This is a genomic window from Brachybacterium sp. GCM10030268 (assembly GCF_042666305.1).
Classification (GTDB): Bacteria; Actinomycetota; Actinomycetes; order Actinomycetales; family Dermabacteraceae; genus Brachybacterium.
The window spans coordinates 19,588-39,758 of record NZ_JBHTCW010000015.1; the positions used below are offsets into that span (position 1 = coordinate 19,588).

Consider the following 20,171-nt stretch of genomic DNA (forward strand, 5'->3'; position numbering starts at 1 on the left):
TGCGCGCCCCACGGCGTGCACCGGCGTCGTTCTCTGAGCGGCCCCGAGCGGGCGGCGGGAGAGCAGCCGGGCCGGACGGTCCGGCAGCGATGGGTGACCGGGGAACCGGAGACAAGGGGAGCACGCGGCGATGAGCACGGCCGATCACGATGATCGTCTGGCACCGCTGCGCCTCGAGCACGCCCGCCTGCAGGAGGCGATGGCGGAGCCCACGCTCCACGACGACCCCGCTCGGGCCCGCCGCATCGGCCGCCGCTATGCGGAGCTGGACACCGTGCTCAGCACCGCGGCACAGGTCGAGGCCACCGCCGCGGATCTCGAGGCCGCTCGCGAGCTCGCCGAGCCCGGCGCCGCGGAAGGGGACGAGGAGCTCGCCGCGGAGCTCGCGGCCGAGACCGAGCAGCTGACCGCGCGCCTCGAGCAGGAACGCGAGCGCCTGGAGGACCTGCTCGCCCCGCGCGACCCCGACGACGCCCGCGACGTCATCCTCGAGATCAGGGCCGGCGCCGGCGGCGAGGAGTCCGCCCTGTTCGCCGCCGAGATGCTGCGGATGTACCGCGCCTACGCCGAGAGCAAGGGCTGGCGCGTCGAGGTTCTGGCCTCCGCGGACTCCGATCTGGGCGGGCTCAAGGACGTCACCGCCGCGATCGGCTCCCGATCCGGGGCGGCACCGGCCGACGGCGTCTACGCCCACCTGAAGTACGAGGCCGGGGTCCACCGCGTCCAGCGGGTCCCGGTCACCGAATCCGCCGGCCGCATCCACACCTCCGCCGTCGGCGTGCTGGTCCTGCCCGAGGCGGACGAGACCGACGAGGCCGAGGTGCTCGCCGAGGCGATGGCCCCCGCGAACCTGCGCATCGACGTCTTCCGCTCCAGCGGCCCCGGCGGTCAGAGCGTGAACACGACCGACTCCGCGGTGCGCGTCACCCACCTGCCCACCGGCATCGTCGTCTCCTGCCAGGACCAGAAGAGCCAGCTGCAGAACCGCGACCAGGCACTGCGGATCCTGCGCACGCGGCTGCTGGACGCCCGGCGCGCGGAGCAGGAGCAGCAGTCCTCCGCCGCCCGCCGCTCCCAGGTGCGCACCGTGGACCGCAGCGAACGCATCCGCACCTACAACTTCCCCGAGTCCCGGGTCGCCGACCATCGCACCGGCTACAAGGCCGGGAACCTCGCCCAGGTCCTCGCCGGCGACCTCGACGACCTCATCGCCGCCTCGCGCGAGGCCGAGCGCGCCGCCCGGCTCGCCGACTCCCAGCGCTCCGCCGAGACCGAGACCGAGTCCGAGACCGGAGTCGCGCGATGAGCACGCCCGACGTCCGGGAGCGGCTGCGCGCCGCACTGGCCTCGACGACCCAGCGCCTGGGACAGGCCGGTGTGCCCTCGGCAAGCGCCGACGCCCGCTCCCTGATCGCGGCGGCCGCTCGCACCGAGCGGCCCCTGGTCCTGCTCGACGAGCTCCCGGAGGCGTTCGCCGCGGACCTGGAGCAGCTGACCGCGCGCCGCGAGCGGCGAGAACCGCTCCAGCTCGTGCTCGGCCGTGCTCCTTTCCGCGGGCTCATGCTCGCCGTGCGGCCCGGCGTGTTCATCCCCCGCCCGGAGACGGAACTCGTCCCCGACCTGCTTCGCGAGCATTCGGCCGGACCGCTGGAGCTCGTCGTGGACCTGTGCGCCGGCGGCGGGACGCTCGGGGCCTCGGTGCTGGACGAGCTCCCCGGAGCCCGCGTGCTGGCCGTCGAGATCGACCCGCTCGCCGCCGAGCTCGCCCGCGAGAATCTCGAGCTGGCCGGACCCGGCCGCGGCCGGGTCCTGGAGGCCGACCTGACGGCCGATCCGCAGACTCCCGCACTGGAGACCCTGGCCGCCATGGCGCCGGTCGACGCGGTGCTGGCCAACCCGCCCTACATCCCGCCCGAGGCCGTGCCCCGGGACGCCGAGGTGCTCGAGCACGACCCCCACCGCTCCCTGTTCGGCGGCGGCGAGGACGGCCTGGAGGTTCCCCGCGCGGTGATCTCCTGGGCCGCCCGGCTGCTGCGGCCCGGTGGGATCCTGATCATGGAGCACGCCGACGTCCAGGGAGCGGCCACCCGTGACACCGCCGCCCGGATCGGCGGCTTCGACAGCCTCAGCACCGTCCCCGATCTGACCGGCCGCGACCGCTTCCTGGTGGCGCGCCGTGCCGCCGGGGACCCGACCCCTGGAAGTGAGACACTGACCCGGTGAGCGTGCACGACACCCAGAACCCCGAAACCCGCGAGGCCGCCCTGACGGCCGCGACCGACGCCGTCCGCGCGGGCAAGCTGATCGTCCTGCCGACGGACACCGTCTACGGCATCGGCGCCGACGCCTTCACCGCCGAGTCCGTCACCGCTCTGCTGGAGGCCAAGGGCCGCGGGCGGGACACGCCACCGCCCGTCCTCGTCGGCGACCACGCCGTGCTGCTGGCCCTGGCCGTCGACGTCCCCGACTACGTCGAGCGCCTCGCCGAGGAGTTCTGGCCCGGCCCGCTGACGCTGATCCTGAAGGCCCAGCCCTCCCTGACCTGGGACCTGGGGGAGACCCGGGGCACGGTCGCCCTGCGCATGCCCGATCACGAGATCGCCCTCGAGCTGCTGCGCCGCACCGGCCCGCTCGCCGTCTCCAGCGCGAACCGCCACGGCAAGCCCGCCGCGGTGACGGTGCTGGATGCCGCCACCCAGCTCGGCGACGCCGTCGAGGAGTACCTCGACGGCGGCCCGGCCCGACTCGGCACCAGCTCCACCATCCTCGACACCACCGTCGAGCCCGCCGAGATCGTTCGCGAAGGCGCCGTGACCGCCGAGCAGATCATCGCGGTCGTCGGCGACATCTTCACCGCCCCCGAGCCAGAGCCGAGCCCCGAGGAGCGCCCGGCCGCCGACAGCGAGCCCACGGTCGACGGCTCCGAGGACACAGCCGCCGGGACCACCGCCCCTGCGGCCGATCCCGCCGGGACCGAGCTGCCCGGCGAGGACGGCACGGAGGGTGCTCCGGTCACGGCGGGAGTCGTGCCCGTCTCCGCGGACGGCGCAGGCTCCGACGACGCGGCGGGCGTGCTGGACCTGCCCTCCGAACCCGATCTCGTCGAACTCTCCTCCGAATCGGTCGCTCCCGACAGCGACCTCGCCGCTGCCGCCGGGGAATCCCCCGCCACGGAGGAGCCCACCACCGACGAGCCCGCCACGGATGCGTCCGAAGGCGGCCGCCCTGCAGCGGGGCCGGGGGACAGGCCGGAGAATCCGACCGGGTGAGGATCTATCTCTTCATCCTCCTGGTCTCCGCGGCGGTCACCTACCTGATCACGCCCGCCGTGAGGCTGCTGGCACGGCGTGCGGGAGCCATGACCGCGGTGCGCGACCGCGACGTCCACGATTCCGTGACCCCGCGTCTCGGCGGCGTGGCGATGTTCGCCGGGGTCGCCGCCGCGATTCTCGTTGCCAGCAACGTCCCCTTCCTCGAGGGCCTGTATCGCGACTCCGGACAGCCGTGGGCGATCCTGGCGGCGGCCGGGCTGGTGTGCCTGCTCGGGGCGGCCGACGACAAGTGGGACCTGGACTGGGTGACCAAGCTCGCCGGACAGGTCCTCGCCGCCCTGCTCCTGGCCTGGCAGGGAGTCCAGCTCGTCTCCCTGCCCATCGGCGGGGTCACCCTGCTCTCCCCGCGCACCGCCCTGGTGCTGACGGTGCTGGTCGTCGTGGTGAGCATGAACGCCGTGAACTTCGTCGACGGCCTGGACGGGCTCGCCGCCGGGGTGATGGCGATCGGCGGCGCCGGGTTCTTCGTCTACGCCTACACGCTGACCCGCAGTGCCTCGACCACCGACTACTCCTCGCTCGCCGCGCTGCTGACCGCGGTGATGATCGGTGCCTGTCTGGGCTTCCTGCCGCACAACCTCACCCGGGCGCGCATCTTCATGGGAGATTCCGGCTCCATGCTGCTGGGGCTGCTGCTGGCGGCCAGCACCATCGCCGTGACCGGGCAGGTCGACCCGGCCCGGCTCTCCGGGGCGGACTTCTTCGGCCAGTTCCTGCCGATCCTGCTCCCCGTGGGCGTGATGGTGATCCCGATCCTCGACTTCGGCCTCGCCGTGGTCCGCCGGATCGGTTCGGGCCGGTCCCCGTTCCACGCCGACAAGGCGCACCTGCACCACCGCCTGCTGAGCCTGGGACACTCCAAGCGCACCGCCGTGCTGATCATGTACACGTGGACGGTGGTGATCTCGGTCGGGCTGCTGCTGCCCATCGTGCTCTCCGCCCGCGCCGTGATGATCTTCTGGGCGTGCGGACTCCTGTTCGCCGTCCTGCTCACCTTCGACCCGCTCAGATGGCGCCCAGGCCGTCACCGGAAGGAATCCGATGTCTCCGCACCCTGAGTCCCGGCGCCGCGCGGTCGGCGACCGCGCTATGCAGCGAGCCACGCTCATCGCCCTCGCCGTCGGCCTCCTGCTCGACGCCGTCGTCCTCGCCCTCGCCGCGTCCCGCCCCGATTCCGGCGCTCTCGTCGGCGCGCTCATCGGCACCGGACTGACCCTCGTGGTCGTGCTGCCCACGGTCGCGATCGCCCTGCTCGGCAAGCGCATGACGCCGGTGACGATGGCGGCCACGGTGCTCGGGTCCTGGGCCGTGAAGATGCTGATTGTGATCCTCGTCCTGGTGGCGGTCCGGGACCTCGACTCGGTCTCGACGCGCTGGATCGGTCTGGCCCTGCTGGTCGGCGCCGTCTCGGCCGTGCTGGTGGAGGCTGTGCTGCTGGCACGCTCCCGTCAGCCGCTGGATGTCGAACCCGCTCGCGAGCCCGACGCGGCTCCTGACGAGCAGTGACGTTCTGTTATGCTTTCGAAGGTGCTCGACCGCTGATCACGGTGCAATACCGCAGCGAGTCCGACCACTGATCGACCACCCGGAACGCCCTGGCGTCGTCCATCGCCGTACGCACGGTGGCCGCAACGGGACTGGACTCGATCGAGATGACGGCCAAGGCCGGCGCAGCAGCGCCCGGCACTACGACCACGGGAGATCGAGCTGAACACCGCAGACGGCACTCCGGCCCTGTACGCAGAAGGCGATGAGCTCTTCCACGTCCCGAGCCTGTCGGAATTCTTCCCGGCACCGATCCTCTTCGACGGCACCTGGTTCGAGTTCAACCGCGTCCAGCTGGTGCGACTCATCGTCCTGGCCGTGGTCCTCATCGTCCTGGCGATCATCGCCTCCCGCGCCAAGCTCGTGCCCGGCCGCGTCCAGAGCATCGTCGAGCTGATGCTCGACTTCGTGAACAACACGATCATCAAGAACACGCTCGGGCTCCGCGAGGGCAAGCGCTTCGCCCCGATGCTCACCACGCTGTTCTTCCTCATCCTCGCGATGAACCTCGCCGGCGTCGTACCCGGGCTGAACCTCGCGGGCACCTCGGTGATCGGCCTGCCGCTGGTGCTGGCCCTGTGGACCTTCGTCACCTACGTCGTCTCCGGCGTCAAGGTGCACGGCTTCGGGGGCTACCTCAAGCACGAGACCATGCCTCCCGGTCTGCCCAAGCCGATCTACCTGCTGCTGGTCCCGATCGAGTTCCTCCAGGTGGTGCTGATCCGCTGGGGCTCGCTGACGATCCGACTGCTGGCCAACATGGTCGCCGGTCACATCATGATGGTCGTCTTCATCGGCCTCACGCAGGGCCTCCTGCTCTCCGCGAGCTGGCTCATCGTCGTCTCGCCGCTGGCCGGTGCGCTCGCCATAGGCATCTATGGCTTCGAGATCTTCGTCGCCGCCCTCCAGGCCTTCATCTTCACGATGCTCTCCGCGGTGTACATCCAGATGGCCATCGCCGACGAGCACTGAGCCGGCCCGCTCGCTCGACATCTTCCGTCCCCGCAAGACCCAGTTCCGCCGTCCGCCCGGGCGGCACAACGAAAGGAAACCCCTGTGGACCCGATGATTCTCTCGGAGCTCAACGGCAACGTCGCATCCGTCGGCTACGGTCTCGCCGCCATCGGCCCCGGCATCGGCATCGGCATCATCGTCGGCAAGACCGCCGAGGCGACCGCTCGCCAGCCCGAGCTGCGCAGCCAGCTCCAGACCACCATGTTCATCGGTATCGCCTTCACCGAGATCCTGACCCTGCTGGCCATCGTCACCGGCCTGCTCTTCGGCAGCTGAGGCACCCCCTATGACCTACGCCGAAGGAGAAGTCGAGGGCACCGCCCTCCTCATCCCCGCGCCGTCGGAGATCATCTGGACGCTCATCTTCGTCCTGATCTTCGCGGTCGTCTTCATGAAGTTCATCCTGCCTCGCCTCAACGCCGTGCTCGATGAGCGCTCCGAGAAGATCGAGGGCGGGCTGAAGAAGGCCGAAGAGGTCCAGCAACAGGTCGATGACCTCAAGGCCACGCAGGAGCAGGAGCTCGCCGCCGCCCGTCAGGAGGCCGCGAGCATCCGCGACAAGGCCCGCCAGGACGGTGCGCGCATCGTCGAGGAGGCCAAGGCGCAGGCCGAGGCCGAGTCGGAGCGCATCCTCGCAGCCGGCCGCCAGCAGCTCAGCGCCGAACGCCTCTCGGCCTCGGCCGAGCTGCGCGGCGAGGTCGGCTCGCTGGCCAGTGACCTGGCCTCCAAGATCGTGGGGGAGTCCCTCTCCGACGACGAGCGCTCCCGCCGTGTGATCGACCGGTTCCTGGACGACCTCGAGTCGAGCCAGTCCACCACCCGATAAGGACCCGTGATGCGAGGAACCTCCTCCACCTCATTCGGTGAGGTGCTCCAGCAGGTCGAGACCGTCTTCGCGGCGGTCGACGGCCCGCTCGAGCCCATCGCCGAGGAGCTGTTCTCGGTGGCCGACGCCATCGACTCCAGCAACCAGCTCGTCCGACTGCTCTCCGACCCCGGCCGCCCCGCCGCGGTCAAGGAGGCCTCGGTGCGTTCGCTGTTCGCCGCCCAGATCAGCCCGCAGGCGCTCGAGGTCACCCTCGAGGTCGTGCGCCGGCGCTGGTCCGAGCAGGAGGACATCCTCGACGCCCTCGAGCTGCTCGGAGTCTCCGCCCTGCTCGACCAGGCGCGCTCGGAGGGCGTGCTCGAGCGGGTCGACGAAGAGCTGTTCGAGGTCTCGCTCCTCATCGACGGCAGCGGTGAGCTCACCGGGGCCCTCGACGACGCCCGGGAGGATCCCTCGCACCGCACTCGTGTCCTGCGCCGGTTGCTGGACGGCCGCACGCACCACCTCACGGCCGTGCTCGCGGGTCGCGCCGTGGGTCGCCGCACCGATCAGAAGCCGGCGCGGCGGGTGGCGGAGTTCGCCCGCTTCGCCTCCGAGCGCCGGCGCCGCGCCTTCGCCGCGGTCGCCAGCGCCGTGCCTCTGAGCGAGACCCAGCAGGCCCGGCTCACGTCGGTCCTGACCGGGATCTACGGCCGCGAGGTGCAGATGAACTTCCAGGTCGACCCCGACGTCGTGGGCGGTCTGCGGATCCAGGTCGGCGACGACCTCTACGACGCCACCGTGCTGGCTCGGCTCTCGCGGGCCCGAGCTTCGCTGGTGGCCTGACTGAAGCCCCGACGCCCCGGCGTCCCCCAGCATCTTGTAGACCATCCCCGTCCGACGGGGAGACCGAGAGGAAGCGAAGCAGCAGATGGCGGAGCTCACGATCAGCCCGGAGGAGATCCGGAACGCCCTGGACACCGCAGTGTCCACTTATCAGGCAGGCGCCACCGAGCGCGAGGAGATCGGCCGCGTCAGCGAGGCCGCCGACGGCATCGCCCGCGTCGAAGGCCTCCCCGACGTCATGGCCAACGAGCTGGTCCGCTTCGAGGACGGCACGCTCGGACTCGCGCTGAACCTCGAACTGCGCGAGGTCGGCGTCGTCGTCCTCGGTGAGTTCACCGGCATCGAGGAGGGCCAGGAGGTCCGTCGCACGGGCCAGGTCCTCTCCGTCCCGGTGGGCGACGGCTACCTCGGCCGCGTCGTCGACCCGGTCGGCAACCCGATCGACGGGCTCGGCGAGATCGAGACCGTCGGCCGTCGCGCCCTCGAGCTGCAGGCGCCCGGCGTCATGCAGCGCAAGGAGGTCAAGCAGCCCCTGCAGACCGGGCTGAAGGCCATCGACGCCATGACCCCGATCGGCCGCGGCCAGCGTCAGCTGATCATCGGCGACCGCCAGACCGGCAAGACCGCGATCGGCATCGACACGATCCTGAACCAGAAGGCCAACTGGGCCTCGGGTGACCCCGAGAAGCAGGTGCGCTGCATCTACGTCGCCGTCGGCCAGAAGGGTTCGACCATCGCCTCGGTGCGCTCGACCCTCGAGGAGAACGGCGCGATGGAGTACACCACCATCGTGGCGGCCCCGGCCTCCGACCCGGCGGGCTTCAAGTACATCGCCCCCTACACCGGCTCGGCCATCGGCCAGCACTGGATGTACGAGGGCAAGCACGTCCTGATCGTCTTCGACGACCTGTCCAAGCAGGCGGAGGCCTACCGCGCCGTCTCGCTGCTGCTGCGCCGCCCGCCGGGCCGCGAGGCGTACCCCGGTGACGTCTTCTACCTCCACTCCCGTCTGCTCGAGCGCTGCGCGAAGCTCTCGGACGAGATGGGCGGTGGCTCGATGACCGGCCTGCCGATCATCGAGACCAAGGCCAACGACGTCTCGGCGTACATCCCGACCAACGTCATCTCGATCACCGACGGTCAGTGCTTCCTGCAGTCGGACCTGTTCAACGCGAACCAGCGCCCGGCGGTCGACGTCGGCGTCTCGGTCTCCCGCGTCGGCGGCTCCGCCCAGACCAAGGCCCTGCGCAAGGTCTCCGGCACGCTGAAGATCGCCCTGGCGCAGTACCGCGACCTGGAGTCCTTCGCGATGTTCGCCTCGGACCTGGACGCGGCCTCCAAGCAGCAGCTGAACCGCGGCGCGCGCCTGATGGAGCTGCTCAAGCAGTCCCAGTACTCGCCGTTCCCGGTCGAGGAGCAGGTGGTCTCGATCTGGGCCGGCACCAACGGCAAGTTCGACGAGATCGAGGTCGAGGACGTCCGCGACTTCGAGGCCCAGCTCCTGGAGCACCTGCGTCACAACGGGAGCGTGCTGGAGAACATCCGCAGCACGGGTCAGTTCGCTCCCGAGACGGAGGAGGAGCTCACGAAGATCCTCGAGGACGTCAAGCGGGACTACCTCGCCGGCAAGGGCGCGGAGGCCGGCCGCACCGACGAGACCGGCCGGCTCGACGCCGATCAGATCGAGCAGGAGCAGATCGTCCGCGGCTGATGCGTGAGGCCGCCGTCCGGCAGGACGGCGGCCGCCCGCCGAGGACGCATCCACCCCCGCACGAGGAGAGACATGGGAGCCCAGCAGAGGATCTACAAGCAGCGGATCAGGTCCGCCCAGGGCATGAAGAAGATCTTCAAGGCCCAGGAGATGATCGCGGCCTCGCGCATCGCCAAGGCCCACGCCCGGGTCACGGCGACCACTCCGTACGCCGAGGCGATCACCCGCGCCATCGGCTCGGTCGCCACGCACTCGAACGAGATCGCTCACCCCTTCCTGCAGGCGGAGCGCCAGGAGACCGGCCGCGTCGGCATCCTGCTGATCACCGCGGACCGTGGCATGGCCGGGGCCTACTCGCCCAATGCGATCCGTTCCGCGGAACAGCTGGCGAACCTCCTGCGGGACCAGGGCAAGGACCCGGTGATGTACGTCGTCGGCCGCAAGGGCGATTCGTACTACCGGTTCCGCAACCGTCCGCCGCACCGCTCGTGGACGCCGTACAAGGAGGAGGAGCTGCCGGACCTGGGGCGCGACATCGCCCAGACGGTCACGGCCGATCTGCTCTCCCTCGACCCGGCCGAGCACCTCGATGAGCTCTACGTGGTCGGCACCCGGTTCGAGACCCGCTTCATCCAGAAGACGGCTCAGATCCGTCTGGTGCCGATGGGGCTGGTCGAGGCGGAGACGGGGGAGCATAAGCCCACGTACCCCCTGTACGACTTCGCCCCGGACGCCGACACCGTCGTCTCGGAGCTGATCCCGCGCTACGTCGAGTCGCGGATCATCAACATCCTGCTGCAGTCGATGGCGTCCGAGCACGCCTCGCGCCAGCGGGCGATGAAGACCGCCACCGACAACGCCGAGACCCAGATCGACAAGTTCACCCGGCTGGCGAACACCGCTCGCCAGGCGGAGATCACCCAGGAGATCACCGAGATCGTCGGCGGCGCCGACGCGCTCTCGGGATCCGGCCGCACCGAACGCTGAGGCGCTGCAGCACCGCGCCGGCGTCGCACCCAGTGGAGAGAATGGACATGACCACCCTTACCGATACCCAGGCCCCCGCCGCCGAGGCGCAGGGCGCCACCGGGCGCGTCGCCCGCGTCACCGGCGCCGTCGTCGACATCGAGTTCCCCCCGGGCAGCATCCCGGACATCTACAACGCCCTGACCATCGAGATCTCCGGTGAGGGCTCCGGCCTGGAGGCCTCGACGCTCACGCTCGAGACCGCGCAGCACCTCGGCGACGGCATGGTCCGCGCGATCGCGCTGAAGCCCACCGACGGCCTCGTCCGCGGCCAGGCTGTCCTCGACACCGGCGCGGCGATCTCCGTGCCGGTGGGCGATGCGACCCTCGGCACCGTGTTCGACGTGGTGGGCAACCCGCTGAACAAGCCTGCCGACCAGCTCCAGGTCCAGGACCGCTGGCCCATCCACCGCAAGGCCCCGAACTTCGACCAGCTCGAGTCGAAGACGCAGATGTTCGAGACCGGCATCAAGTCGATCGACCTGCTGACCCCGTACGTCCAGGGCGGCAAGATCGGCCTGTTCGGCGGGGCCGGTGTGGGCAAGACGGTGCTGATCCAGGAGATGATCTACCGCGTGGCCAACAACCACGACGGCGTCTCCGTGTTCGCCGGCGTCGGCGAGCGCACCCGTGAGGGCTGGGACCTGATCGAGGAGATGACCGAGTCGGGCGTCATCGACAAGACCGCTCTGGTCTTCGGCCAGATGGACGAGCCGCCGGGCACCCGCCTCCGCGTCGCCCTGTCCGCACTGACGATGGCGGAGTACTTCCGCGATGTCCAGAGCCAGGACGTGCTGCTGTTCATCGACAACATCTTCCGCTTCACCCAGGCCGGCATGGAGGTCTCCACGCTGCTGGGCCGCATGCCCTCGGCGGTGGGCTACCAGCCCAACCTGGCGGACGAGATGGGCGTGCTGCAGGAGCGGATCACCTCGACCCGCGGCCACTCCATCACCTCGATGCAGGCCATCTACGTGCCGGCCGACGACTACACCGACCCGGCCCCGGCGACCACGTTCGCCCACCTGGATGCGACCACCGAGCTCTCCCGTGAGATCGCCTCGCGCGGCCTGTACCCGGCGATCGACCCCCTGAGCTCCACCTCGCGCATCCTCGACCCGCGGTACGTGGGTCAGGAGCACTACGACACCGCGGTGCGCGTGCGACAGATCCTGCAGCGCAACAAGGAGCTGCAGGACATCATCGCGATGCTGGGCGTGGACGAGCTCTCCGAAGAGGACAAGGTGATCGTCTCGCGCGCCCGCCGCATCCAGCAGTTCCTCTCTCAGAACACCCACCTCGCCAAGCAGTTCACCGGCGTCGAGGGCTCGGACGTGTCGCTGCGCGACACCATCGAGGGCTTCAAGGGCATCTGCGACGGCGAGTTCGACCACATCACCGAGCAGGCGTTCTACAACGTCGGCGGCATCGACATGGTGCTCGAGAACCATCACCGGATCCAGAAGGAGCTCGGTCAGTGAGCTCCCTCGAGGTCACGTTCGTCACCGCGGATCGCACCGTCTGGTCGGGGCAGGCCGCGCAGGTCGTCGTGCCCGCGGTCGACGGCTCCATGGGCATCCTGCCGCAGATGCAGCCCACGCTCGCGATTCTCGACCGCGGCGCCGTGCGCATCATCGACCAGGACGGCTCCGTCACCGAGCGTGCGGTCCACGGCGGGTTCGTCTCGGTCGATGCCGACGTCGTCACCATCGGCGTGGATGACGCCGAGGTCCGCGACACGGATCGCTGACCGGAGCCCTCCCCGCCCATGATCGATCTGAGCATCCCGGTCCTCCTCCTGGGGACCGGGATGCTCATTCTCGTGGCGGTGGTGGTGCTGGCGGTGGGACTGGTGTGCCGCCAGCTGGCGCTGTCCCGCCAGCGCGGCGCCTTCGAGTGCAGCCTGCAGCGTCGCGGGCTGGTCGGCGGTGAGGGCTGGCAGCACGGCATGATGCGGTTCGGCACCGACCGTCTGCGCTGGTTCCGCGCCTTCTCCCTGCGGCTTCGTCCCGAGGTCGTCATTCGCCGGGCGGATGTCCTGGACGTCTCCCGCCGTCGGCTGCCGGCCCAGATCGAGGGCGGCCACGACACCTATCTGGTCGAGTTCACGATGCGCGGGGATCGGGAGATCCGCGCGATCGTCGACCTCACCTCCGGGGCGGCCCTGAACTCGTGGCTCGAAGCCGCACCGACGGGCCTGGTCCTCGGCGACGCCGACTGACCGGGAACGGGCCGCCGCCCCGTTCAGTCGCTGCCCCGCTCAGTCGCCGACCGGGACGCCGCCGCGCAGCACCGTGACCGGTCGCAGCCCGGCGTCGGTCAGCACCACGTCGGCCCGTCGGCCGGGCTCGAGGGAGCCGATCCGGTCCTGCATGCCCAGCACACCGGCCGGGACCGCGCTGGCCGCGTGCACCGCGCGGGCCAGGTCGACGCCCGCCTCGGTCACCGCAAGACGGACCACATCCAGCAGATGGGCGGTGCCGCCGGCGATCGACGTGCCGCCGGTCAGGGTCGCCACCCCGGCATCGACGGTGACGTCCAGGGCCCCGAGGCGGTACTGACCGTCGGGCATGCCCGCTGCGGCCATCGCGTCGGTCACCAGCACCACGGCATCCTCCGCGGCGACGGCGAAGACGTGCGCGACGGTGCGGGCATCGAGGTGGACGCCATCGGCGATCAGCTCTGCCACCAGGTCTCCGCGCGCCGCCGCGTCCAGGGCCGCGAGCACGGGGCCGGGGTCACGGTGATGGATCGGGCGCATCCCGTTGAACAGGTGGGTGGCCGTCGGTCTCGGTGAGCGGCCGTGCTCACGGCGCAGCTGCTCGCGGGAGAGTGCCACGGCGCGAGTCATCGCAGCGCTGGAGCCGTCGGTGTGCCCGAGCGAGGGCACGGTCCCGACCTCGGCGAGGGCCTCGATGACCGCATCGGCGTCCTCCGCCTCGGGGGCCACGGTCATGGTCGCCAGCGCGCCGCCGGCGATCTCGGCGAGCTCCCGCACCAGATCCGGGTCTCCGGCCACGATGTGCTCGGGGTTCTGCGCGCCGCGGCGGTCGGCGGAGATGAACGGACCCTCGAGATGGATCGCGGCGATCTCCCCGTCGGCCGCGAGCCCTGCGAGGTCGCGGACCCGGTCGCGCAGGACCGCCGCCGGAGCGGTCACCAGCGAGGCCACCAGCGAGGTGGTGCCGTGGCGACGGTGCTCGCGGACCGCGGTGAGCATGTCACGAGGTCCGGAGGCGTCGGGGAAGGAGGCTCCGCCGCCGCCGTGGCAGTGCAGATCCACCAGGCCCGGGAGGATGAGCCCGGGATGCTCGAGCGTCTCGGTGGCGCTGTGCTCCGGGGCGTGGGCGGCCGGCCCGGACCAGACGATGTCGCCTCCGGCGATCAGCACCAGCGCACCGGGGAGGACGCCGCGCTCGAGCACAGCGGTGCCGCTCAGGGCGAGGTCGACGGGAACGTTCATGCGGTCTCCTCGGTCGGGGGATCAGAACAGCCGCGAGTCGACGTCGTCGATTCCGCGCAGGGCGTCGTAGTCCAGCGTCACGCAGTCGATGCCGCGGTCCTCGGCGAGCACGCGGGCCTGCGGTTTGATGGCCTGGGCGGCGAAGATGCCGCGCACCGGGGCGAGCAGCGGGTCGCGGTTGAGCAGCTCGAGATACCGGGTGAGCTGCTCGACGCCGTCGATCTCACCGCGGCGCTTGATCTCGATCGCCACGGAGGTCCCGTCGCCGTCGCGGGCGAGGATGTCGACCGGTCCGATGGCGGTGCCGTACTCGCGCCGCACCAGGGACCATCCGGTGCCCAGGGTCTCGATGTTCTGGGCCAGGAGAGCCTGGAGATGGGCCTCGATCCCGTCCTTCTGCAGCCCCGGATCCACACCCAGCTCATGGGCGGTGTCCTGGAAGGTCTCGTGCAGGCGCACCCGGAGCCGGTCCCCGGACTTGTCGTGGACGACGTCCCACTGCTCGAGCCACTCGCCCTCGGGATCGCCGGCCGCCTCCTCCGGGTCGCGCGTGCTCACGCGCAGGGTGCACGGCGGGCTCATCCAGTTCAGCGGTTTGTAGCTGCCCCCATCGGAATGGATCAGGACGCTGCCGTCGGCCTTGACGATCAGCAGCCGGGGAGCCGCGGGCAGATGGGCGGTGAGTCGACCGGTGTAGTCGACGGAACAACGAGCAACGACGAGACGCACTCCGACAGGGTACGGCACCGATGGGGTGGGCCGGGGGCTCCCATGGGGCGCGGATGAGCAGGCCATGAGGCGATCTTTACGCAGGTGCAGATGCTCACGTGGGGCTGTCGCCGAGCGCGTCCCGGCCCTATCGTGGGCAGGTCCCCCGCCTGGGCCCGCTGCCGGGCCGCCCCGAAGGAGCTTCCTACCGTGCAACGCCTGCTCGCCGTCCTCCTGGTACTGGTCGGCCTGATCGGACTGGTGCTGGGCCGCCTCGGCGAGACGACGTGGGCGCCGGCCACCGAGACCACCGCCACGGTGGAGCTCGAGGACCCGGGCCCGGCCGTGGTGATCGATCCGGGCGTGCTCTACGTCGGCGGGACGGAGGGCGAGGTCAGCATCGAAGGGGCCTCCGACGTCTCCGTGATCACCGCGGCCAACAGCGACATCGAGGCCTACCTGGCTGATACCCGCTACACCCGCATCACCGGGGCGAGCGACTGGACCACGCTGAGCACCCAGGAGATCAACCCCGATGGGGCCGGCGAGCTGAGCGACCCGACCGGCTCGGACCTCTGGCGCAGCGTGGAGACGTCGCCGAGCCCGTTCACGATGCCGGTCGAGGACTTCGCCGAGGGGGAGACGGGGGAGAACAAGCAGGTCTACCGCGCGATCCTCGTGGTCACCGACGGCGCGGATCCCGGTGCGCAGTCCGTCTCCATCACCTGGCCGGTCGACGATGAGAACGAATGGGTTCCCTACGCCTACGCGGGTGGTGCCGCGATCGCGGTGATCGGCCTCGTGCTGCTCGTCGTCTCGCTCGGCGGTCGCCGTCGCGAGGATGAGCTGGAGGACGAAGCGGAGGCCACCGGCGCCGCCGGTGCGACCGGCGCCATGGCTGCCGGCGCGCACCGCGCACCGTCCGCGGCCGATGACGCCGCGCCCGCCGACGCCGCGCCTGCCACGGCCGACGACGCACCGGACGAGATCGGCGACACAGCGCCCGCCGAGGGCGACACTGCACCTATCGAGAACGACACGGCGCCCATCGAGAACGACACTGCGCCCGCCGACACCGACAGCGCCCCGGAGGAGCCCGCCCCGACGGAACCGTCCCGGCCGCGTCCGGGACCGCACGAAGCCGACACGGCCCCCGTGGTGATCCCCGGCGGGCGACCCGCGGCCGGCTCCGGCTCCGACGAGCCGGCCGCCGGTGAGGAGACCGAGACCCTCGGCGTCGTCCCGGACCACAAGCTCGCATCGGACGACGAGTCGGCCCCGGTCCGCCTGTTCCAGGATCGCGACCCCGGGAACGACGGCGATGAGCCGGTCCGGCGCCTCGACGAGGACACGCTGGACGAGAACGGGCCGAGCAGCGAGGAGCGCCGATGAGCCCCCAGCGCCGATCCGCCTGGAAGGATGAACGGATGACGAGCCGACCCATCGCCCGCCGTGGCCTGTTCCTCGGTGCCGGGTCCCTGCTCGCCTCGGGAGTGCTCGCGGCATGCGGCTCCGAGCCCGAGGCGCCGCCCGCCCCGCCCGAGGGTCCTTCGCTCGCCGAGCCCACACCGGCCCAGACCGCTGAGCAGTTCGGCCGCTTCGTCGAGGAGATCAACGCGGCGGTGACCGAGGCCGACGAGGCCCGCGACGCCGAGAAGCTCGCCCCGCGGGTCTCCGGCTCCGCGGCGGAGTTCCGCGGCGCCACGTACGCGCTGATCGCGAAGGCCGAGGCGTGGGCCGAGGAGCTCACCGTGCCCGCCCCGGCGATCATCGTGCCGATGACCGCCGTGACCACGGAGTTCCCCCGCATCGCGATCGCCATGGTCGAGAACTCCGCGGAGGACGGCGCACCGTTCTTCATGGCCCTGCAGCAGGCCGATGCGAAGTCCCCGTACACGACCTGGGGATGGGCGGAGCAGAACGTGGACGTCGAGATGCCCAGCGTGGCCGACCAGCGCGTCGGCTCCGAACCGGTCACGACCGACGCCGACGGTCTGATCATGACCCCCGCCGAGGCCCTGAGCCTGTACGCCGCCACCCTCACCGATGGTGACAAGGCGGATCCCGACGACCGGCTCGCCACCGATCCCTACCTCACCGATCTGCACGAGGGGATCCAGGCCGAACGGGCCGCGCTGAACGAGGGAGTGGAGAAGGACGAGGCCGCGACCATCCGCGAGACCTACGAGGTCGACGACGCGGAGTTCGCCGGGCTGCGCACCGATGACGGCGGCGCCATCGTGATGGGGACCCTGCGGTCCACGCGCACGATGACCGTCAGGAACGACGCGACCGTGAACTATCCCGAGAGCAGGTTCACGGCGGCGGCGGGCACCCAGGAGTTCACCGAGCAGTACGTCCGCGAGTACGGCAATCACGTCGCCCTCTACGTTCCGCCCGAGGGATCGGACGCCCAGGTCCAGCCGATCGGTGGGACCCGGACCACCTTGAGCGTCACGGGCGAGTGAGATCCCGCCGGATTTCCTGGACTGCCGGATTCCCTAGACTGTCTGCATCAGACCACGTCGAAGGAGCACTCCCGTGACCGATCCGTACGGAATCATCGACCTCGCAGCCCTGAAGCAGCCGGCAGGCTCCGGCCAGGGCGGCAACGGCGGGGGAGCGGCCGGGACCGCCGGCACTCCCGCGAAGCACGAGGTGGCCGTGACCGAGCAGGGCCTGGAGCAGCTGGTCGCCGATTCGCAGCAGATCCCGACCCTGCTGCTGGTGACCAGTTCGCGGGTCACGAACGGAGCACAGTTCCTGGGCTCCCTGCGGCGCGCCGTCGACGCCCAGGGCGGAGCGATCCGCCTGGCCACCGTCGACGCGGATACCCAGCAGCGGGTCGCCGCCGCCCTGCGCGTCGAGCAGCTGCCCACCCTGATGCTGCTCATCCTCGGCCAGGTCCAGCCGATCGTCCAGGCGGTCCTGCCGGACGCGGAGATCGACAACCTCATCACCCAGGTGCTCGAGGTCGCTCGTCAGCAGGGCATGGACACCAGCGGCGCCGGCCAGGGCGAGGACCAGGAGCCGCAGGAGGAGCCGCTGCCCCCGCTGATCGCGGAGGCGTACGAGGCGATCGAGAAGGGCGACCTCGATGCGGCCGTCGCGGCCTACGAGAAGCAGCTCAGTGACTCACCGGGCGATGCCGAGGCGAAGGCAGGACTGGCCACCGTCTCGCTGATGCGTCGCACGCAGGATGCCGAGCCCACCAAGGTCCGCGAGGACGCCGCCCAGCGCCCCGGAGACCTGGACGCGCAGCTGCTGGCCGCCGATCTCGACATGCTCGGCGGCCACGTCGACGACGCGTTCGGCCGGCTGCTCGATCAGCTCCGCAGTGCCGACCAGGAGACCAAGGACGTCGTGCGCGCCCGCCTGCTGGAGCTGTTCGAGGTGGCCGGCCCCGCCGATCCTCGCGTCGCCCCCGCCCGCAAGCGCCTGGCGAACCTGCTGTTCTGACGGCCGGCCCCTCGGGGCGGCTCTCAGGTCTCCCGCAGCCGCTGCGGCGCCAGGATCACGGCGCCCAGCGGCGGCACGGCCAGGCGCACCGAGTGCTCGCGGCCGTGGACCGGCAGGGACTCGGCGTCGACCCGTCCGAGGTTCCCGATCCCGCTGCCGCCGTAGACCGGCGCATCGGTGTTCAGCAGCTCGAGCCACGTCCCGCCCTCGGGCAGCGGCACCCGGTACTGGTGCCACGGCTCGGGGGAGAAGTTCAGGACCACCACCACCGGCTCGCCGGCGTCGTTGCGCCGCACGAACGCGATCGTGTTGTGGCCGGCGTCGTCCCCGATCAGCCACTCGAAGCCGCCCGGGTCCTGGTCGCGCTCGTACAGCGAGGACAGCTCGGCCTGGAGCGCGTTGAGGTCGGTGACCAGCTGCTGGGCCCCACGGTGGAGCGGGTACTCCAGCAGCCACCACGGCAGGCCGTCCTGCTCGGACCACTCGGTGCCCTGGGCGAACTCGCTGCCCATGAACAGCAGCTGCTTGCCGGGGTGGGTCCACTGCAGCGCCAGGTACGCGCGCAGCGAGGCCGCCTGCTGCCACTCGTCGCCCGGTGCCTTGCGCAGCAGGGAACCCTTGCCGTGGACCACCTCGTCGTGGCTGATGGGCAGGACGAAGTTCTCGGAGTACTGGTAGACCATCGAGAACGTCAGCTCGCCGTGATGGTACTGACGGTTTATGGGGTCCTCGCCGAGGTAGACGAGGGTGTCGTGCATCCACCCCATGTTCCACTTGAAGTCGAAGCCGAGGCCGCCGGTGTCCGTGGAGGCGGTGACTCCGGGGAACGACGTGGACTCCTCGGCGATCATCACGATCCCGGGAGCACGCTTGGACGCTGTGGCGGTGGCCTCCTGCAGGAATGCGATGGACTCCAGGTCCTCGCGCCCCCCGTACTGGTTCGGCACCCACTGGCCGTCCTCGCGGGAGTAGTCGAGGTAGAGCATGGAGGCGACGGCGTCGACCCGCAGGCCGTCCACGTGGAACTCCTCGAGCCAGTAGCAGGCGTTGGAGACCAGGAAGTTGCGCACCTCGTGCCGTCCGGTGTCGAAGACGTAGGTGCCCCAGTCGGGATGCTCCCCCCGGCGGGGATCGGCGTGCTCGTACAGCGGGGTGCCGTCGAAGCGGGCCAGGGCCCATTCGTCCTTGGGGAAGTGGGCGGGGACCCAGTCCACGATCACCCCGATGCCGGCCCGATGCAGCGTATCGATCAGGTGGCGCAGCTCGTCCGGCGATCCCAGGCGCGAGGTGGGCGCGTAGTAGCCGGTGACCTGGTATCCCCAGGAGCCGCCGAAGGGATGCTCGGCCAGCGGCATCAGCTCGACGTGGGTGAAGCCGAGCTCGGTGACGTAGTCGACGAGCTCGGTGGCGAGCTCCCGGTAGCCCAGGCCCGGCCTCCAGCTGCCCAGGTGCAGCTCGTAGATCGACATCCGCGAGGAGACCGGGTCGTGGGAGGCGCGCTCGGCGAGCCAGGCGTCATCGCTCCACTCGAAGTCGCTGTCGGTGACGACGGAGCCGGTCGCGGGAGGCACCTCGGCCCGTCGGGCCATCGGGTCGGCCTTGTCCTTCCAGACCCCGTCGGCCCCCAGGATGCGGAACTTGTAGGTCTCGCCGACGCCGACCCCCGGCACGAAGATCTCCCAGATCCCGGAGGAGCCCAGGGAGCGCAGGGCGTGGCCGCGTCCGTCCCAGCCGTTGAAGCCGCCGACGACCTGCACGGCCCGGGCGTTGGGCGCCCAGACGGCGAAGGAGGTCCCCGCGACCTCGTCGATCGTGCGCACGTGCGCCCCCAGGGCCCGCCACAGCTCCTCGTGACGGCCCTCTCCGATCAGGTGCCGGTCGAGTTCGCCGACCGTCGGCCAGAAGCGGTACGGCTCCTCGTACTCGACCGGGGATTCCCCGCCGGCCCAGGTGACGCGCACCCGGTAGGAGGGGAGCTCGGCCATCGGCAGCGAGGCCACCCAGATGCCCTCGAACTCGTGCTCCATCGCGGCCGAGGTGCCGTCGGGCAGGAGCACCTCCACGGCCCGTGCGAAGGGCTTCAGGGTCCGCACCGTGACGCCGCCGTCGTACTCGTGGGCCCCGAGCACCGAATGGGGATCGTGATAGCTGCCGGCCGCGGTGGCGCCGCGCTCGTGGTCGCTCAGCGGCATCACCTGCGGGGCGGGGGGATGCGGCGCGGTGGGAGACGGTGAGGGGACGGGGTCTGTCGGGCCGGTCATG

General features: G+C 71.0%; 20 protein-coding genes. 17 read left to right on the top strand and 3 right to left on the bottom strand.

The features are described from left to right. Positions 1 to 130 precede the first annotated feature (130 nt). From prfA to ACFQRD_RS15705, 14 genes are all read left to right on the top strand, one after another. Positions 131 to 1,306: a peptide chain release factor 1 gene (gene prfA, locus ACFQRD_RS15640; RefSeq protein ID WP_377019770.1), complete on the top strand. Its 1,176-nt coding sequence runs from the start codon at positions 131 to 133 to the stop codon at positions 1,304 to 1,306. Continuing rightward, positions 1,303 to 2,223: a N5-glutamine methyltransferase family protein gene (locus ACFQRD_RS15645; protein WP_377019771.1), complete on the top strand. Its 921-nt coding sequence runs from the start codon at positions 1,303 to 1,305 to the stop codon at positions 2,221 to 2,223. The genes prfA and ACFQRD_RS15645 overlap by 4 nt, the downstream gene beginning before the upstream one ends. After that, the gene (locus ACFQRD_RS15650; protein WP_377019773.1) at positions 2,220 to 3,269 is read left to right on the top strand and encodes an L-threonylcarbamoyladenylate synthase; all 1,050 of its coding nucleotides are present in this window, start codon (positions 2,220 to 2,222) and stop codon (positions 3,267 to 3,269) included. Before ACFQRD_RS15645 ends, ACFQRD_RS15650 begins: the two co-directional genes overlap by 4 nt. After that, positions 3,266 to 4,390, top strand: coding sequence for a glycosyltransferase family 4 protein (locus ACFQRD_RS15655; protein WP_377019774.1), 1,125 nt, complete (start codon positions 3,266 to 3,268; stop codon positions 4,388 to 4,390). Before ACFQRD_RS15650 ends, ACFQRD_RS15655 begins: the two co-directional genes overlap by 4 nt. Next, positions 4,374 to 4,838, top strand: a complete 465-nt coding sequence (locus tag ACFQRD_RS15660; RefSeq protein ID WP_377019776.1) for a hypothetical protein — start codon at positions 4,374 to 4,376, stop codon at positions 4,836 to 4,838. The genes ACFQRD_RS15655 and ACFQRD_RS15660 overlap by 17 nt, the downstream gene beginning before the upstream one ends. 336 nt (positions 4,839 to 5,174) lie before the next feature. After that, complete coding sequence (gene atpB, locus ACFQRD_RS15665; RefSeq protein ID WP_377019777.1) at positions 5,175 to 5,849, top strand: F0F1 ATP synthase subunit A; 675 nt, start codon at positions 5,175 to 5,177, stop codon at positions 5,847 to 5,849. An 84-nt stretch (positions 5,850 to 5,933) separates the two neighbouring features. Then, positions 5,934 to 6,167, top strand: a complete 234-nt coding sequence (gene atpE, locus ACFQRD_RS15670) for a F0F1 ATP synthase subunit C (RefSeq protein ID WP_377019778.1) — start codon at positions 5,934 to 5,936, stop codon at positions 6,165 to 6,167. A 10-nt stretch (positions 6,168 to 6,177) separates the two neighbouring features. Further along, entirely contained in the window at positions 6,178 to 6,717 is a 540-nt protein-coding gene (locus ACFQRD_RS15675) for a F0F1 ATP synthase subunit B (protein WP_377019780.1), read from the top strand. A 9-nt stretch (positions 6,718 to 6,726) separates the two neighbouring features. Then, the gene (locus ACFQRD_RS15680; RefSeq protein WP_377019781.1) at positions 6,727 to 7,542 is read left to right on the top strand and encodes a F0F1 ATP synthase subunit delta; all 816 of its coding nucleotides are present in this window, start codon (positions 6,727 to 6,729) and stop codon (positions 7,540 to 7,542) included. A gap of 85 nt (positions 7,543 to 7,627) precedes the next feature. Beyond that, positions 7,628 to 9,253: a F0F1 ATP synthase subunit alpha gene (atpA, locus tag ACFQRD_RS15685; RefSeq protein WP_377019782.1), complete on the top strand. Its 1,626-nt coding sequence runs from the start codon at positions 7,628 to 7,630 to the stop codon at positions 9,251 to 9,253. A 72-nt stretch (positions 9,254 to 9,325) separates the two neighbouring features. Continuing rightward, positions 9,326 to 10,240, top strand: a complete 915-nt coding sequence (locus ACFQRD_RS15690) for a F0F1 ATP synthase subunit gamma (protein WP_377019783.1) — start codon at positions 9,326 to 9,328, stop codon at positions 10,238 to 10,240. Positions 10,241 to 10,287: 47 nt separating this feature from the next. Continuing rightward, positions 10,288 to 11,760 carry a F0F1 ATP synthase subunit beta gene (gene atpD / locus ACFQRD_RS15695; protein ID WP_377019784.1) on the top strand — a complete coding sequence of 491 codons (1,473 nt, stop codon included), beginning with the start codon at positions 10,288 to 10,290 and terminating at the stop codon, positions 11,758 to 11,760. Next, positions 11,757 to 12,029, top strand: a complete 273-nt coding sequence (locus ACFQRD_RS15700) for a F0F1 ATP synthase subunit epsilon (RefSeq protein WP_377019785.1) — start codon at positions 11,757 to 11,759, stop codon at positions 12,027 to 12,029. Before atpD ends, ACFQRD_RS15700 begins: the two co-directional genes overlap by 4 nt. A gap of 18 nt (positions 12,030 to 12,047) precedes the next feature. Next, the gene (locus ACFQRD_RS15705; protein WP_377019786.1) at positions 12,048 to 12,500 is read left to right on the top strand and encodes a DUF2550 domain-containing protein; all 453 of its coding nucleotides are present in this window, start codon (positions 12,048 to 12,050) and stop codon (positions 12,498 to 12,500) included. Between the two features lie 39 nt (positions 12,501 to 12,539). Here ACFQRD_RS15705 and ACFQRD_RS15710 read toward each other — a convergent pair whose 3' ends face one another. Then, on the bottom strand, positions 12,540 to 13,742 hold the full coding sequence (locus ACFQRD_RS15710; RefSeq protein ID WP_377804747.1) for an N-acetylglucosamine-6-phosphate deacetylase: 1,203 nt from the start codon (positions 13,740 to 13,742) through the stop codon (positions 12,540 to 12,542). A 21-nt stretch (positions 13,743 to 13,763) separates the two neighbouring features. After that, a complete protein-coding gene (gene nucS, locus ACFQRD_RS15715; RefSeq protein WP_377019788.1) occupies positions 13,764 to 14,471 on the bottom strand; it encodes an endonuclease NucS in 708 nt (235 codons plus the stop codon). A gap of 189 nt (positions 14,472 to 14,660) precedes the next feature. Between nucS and ACFQRD_RS15720 the strand changes: the two genes are divergently transcribed. The 3 genes from ACFQRD_RS15720 (at position 14,661) to ACFQRD_RS15730 (ending at position 17,909) form a co-directional block, all read left to right on the top strand. Continuing rightward, positions 14,661 to 15,842: a hypothetical protein gene (locus ACFQRD_RS15720; protein WP_377019789.1), complete on the top strand. Its 1,182-nt coding sequence runs from the start codon at positions 14,661 to 14,663 to the stop codon at positions 15,840 to 15,842. Between the two features lie 35 nt (positions 15,843 to 15,877). After that, complete coding sequence (locus ACFQRD_RS15725; protein WP_377019790.1) at positions 15,878 to 16,918, top strand: hypothetical protein; 1,041 nt, start codon at positions 15,878 to 15,880, stop codon at positions 16,916 to 16,918. 73 nt (positions 16,919 to 16,991) lie between these two features. Next, on the top strand, positions 16,992 to 17,909 hold the full coding sequence (locus tag ACFQRD_RS15730; RefSeq protein ID WP_377019791.1) for a co-chaperone YbbN: 918 nt from the start codon (positions 16,992 to 16,994) through the stop codon (positions 17,907 to 17,909). Between the two features lie 23 nt (positions 17,910 to 17,932). On the opposite strand, the gene glgB is transcribed toward ACFQRD_RS15730, so the two are convergent. After that, on the bottom strand, positions 17,933 to 20,170 hold the full coding sequence (gene glgB / locus ACFQRD_RS15735; protein WP_377019792.1) for a 1,4-alpha-glucan branching protein GlgB: 2,238 nt from the start codon (positions 20,168 to 20,170) through the stop codon (positions 17,933 to 17,935). Position 20,171 lies beyond the last annotated feature (1 nt).

Coding starts and splice junctions, on each gene's coding strand:
- prfA (WP_377019770.1), top strand. CDS start 131: ATGAGCACGGCCGATCACGATGATCGTCTGGCACCGCTGCGCCTCGAG.
- ACFQRD_RS15645 (WP_377019771.1), top strand. CDS start 1,303: ATGAGCACGCCCGACGTCCGGGAGCGGCTGCGCGCCGCACTGGCCTCG.
- ACFQRD_RS15660 (WP_377019776.1), top strand. CDS start 4,374: ATGTCTCCGCACCCTGAGTCCCGGCGCCGCGCGGTCGGCGACCGCGCT.
- ACFQRD_RS15675 (WP_377019780.1), top strand. CDS start 6,178: ATGACCTACGCCGAAGGAGAAGTCGAGGGCACCGCCCTCCTCATCCCC.
- ACFQRD_RS15680 (WP_377019781.1), top strand. CDS start 6,727: ATGCGAGGAACCTCCTCCACCTCATTCGGTGAGGTGCTCCAGCAGGTC.
- atpA (WP_377019782.1), top strand. CDS start 7,628: ATGGCGGAGCTCACGATCAGCCCGGAGGAGATCCGGAACGCCCTGGAC.
- ACFQRD_RS15690 (WP_377019783.1), top strand. CDS start 9,326: ATGGGAGCCCAGCAGAGGATCTACAAGCAGCGGATCAGGTCCGCCCAG.
- atpD (WP_377019784.1), top strand. CDS start 10,288: ATGACCACCCTTACCGATACCCAGGCCCCCGCCGCCGAGGCGCAGGGC.
- ACFQRD_RS15705 (WP_377019786.1), top strand. CDS start 12,048: ATGATCGATCTGAGCATCCCGGTCCTCCTCCTGGGGACCGGGATGCTC.
- ACFQRD_RS15710 (WP_377804747.1), bottom strand. CDS start 13,742: ATGAACGTTCCCGTCGACCTCGCCCTGAGCGGCACCGCTGTGCTCGAG.
- ACFQRD_RS15725 (WP_377019790.1), top strand. CDS start 15,878: ATGACGAGCCGACCCATCGCCCGCCGTGGCCTGTTCCTCGGTGCCGGG.
- glgB (WP_377019792.1), bottom strand. CDS start 20,170: ATGACCGGCCCGACAGACCCCGTCCCCTCACCGTCTCCCACCGCGCCG.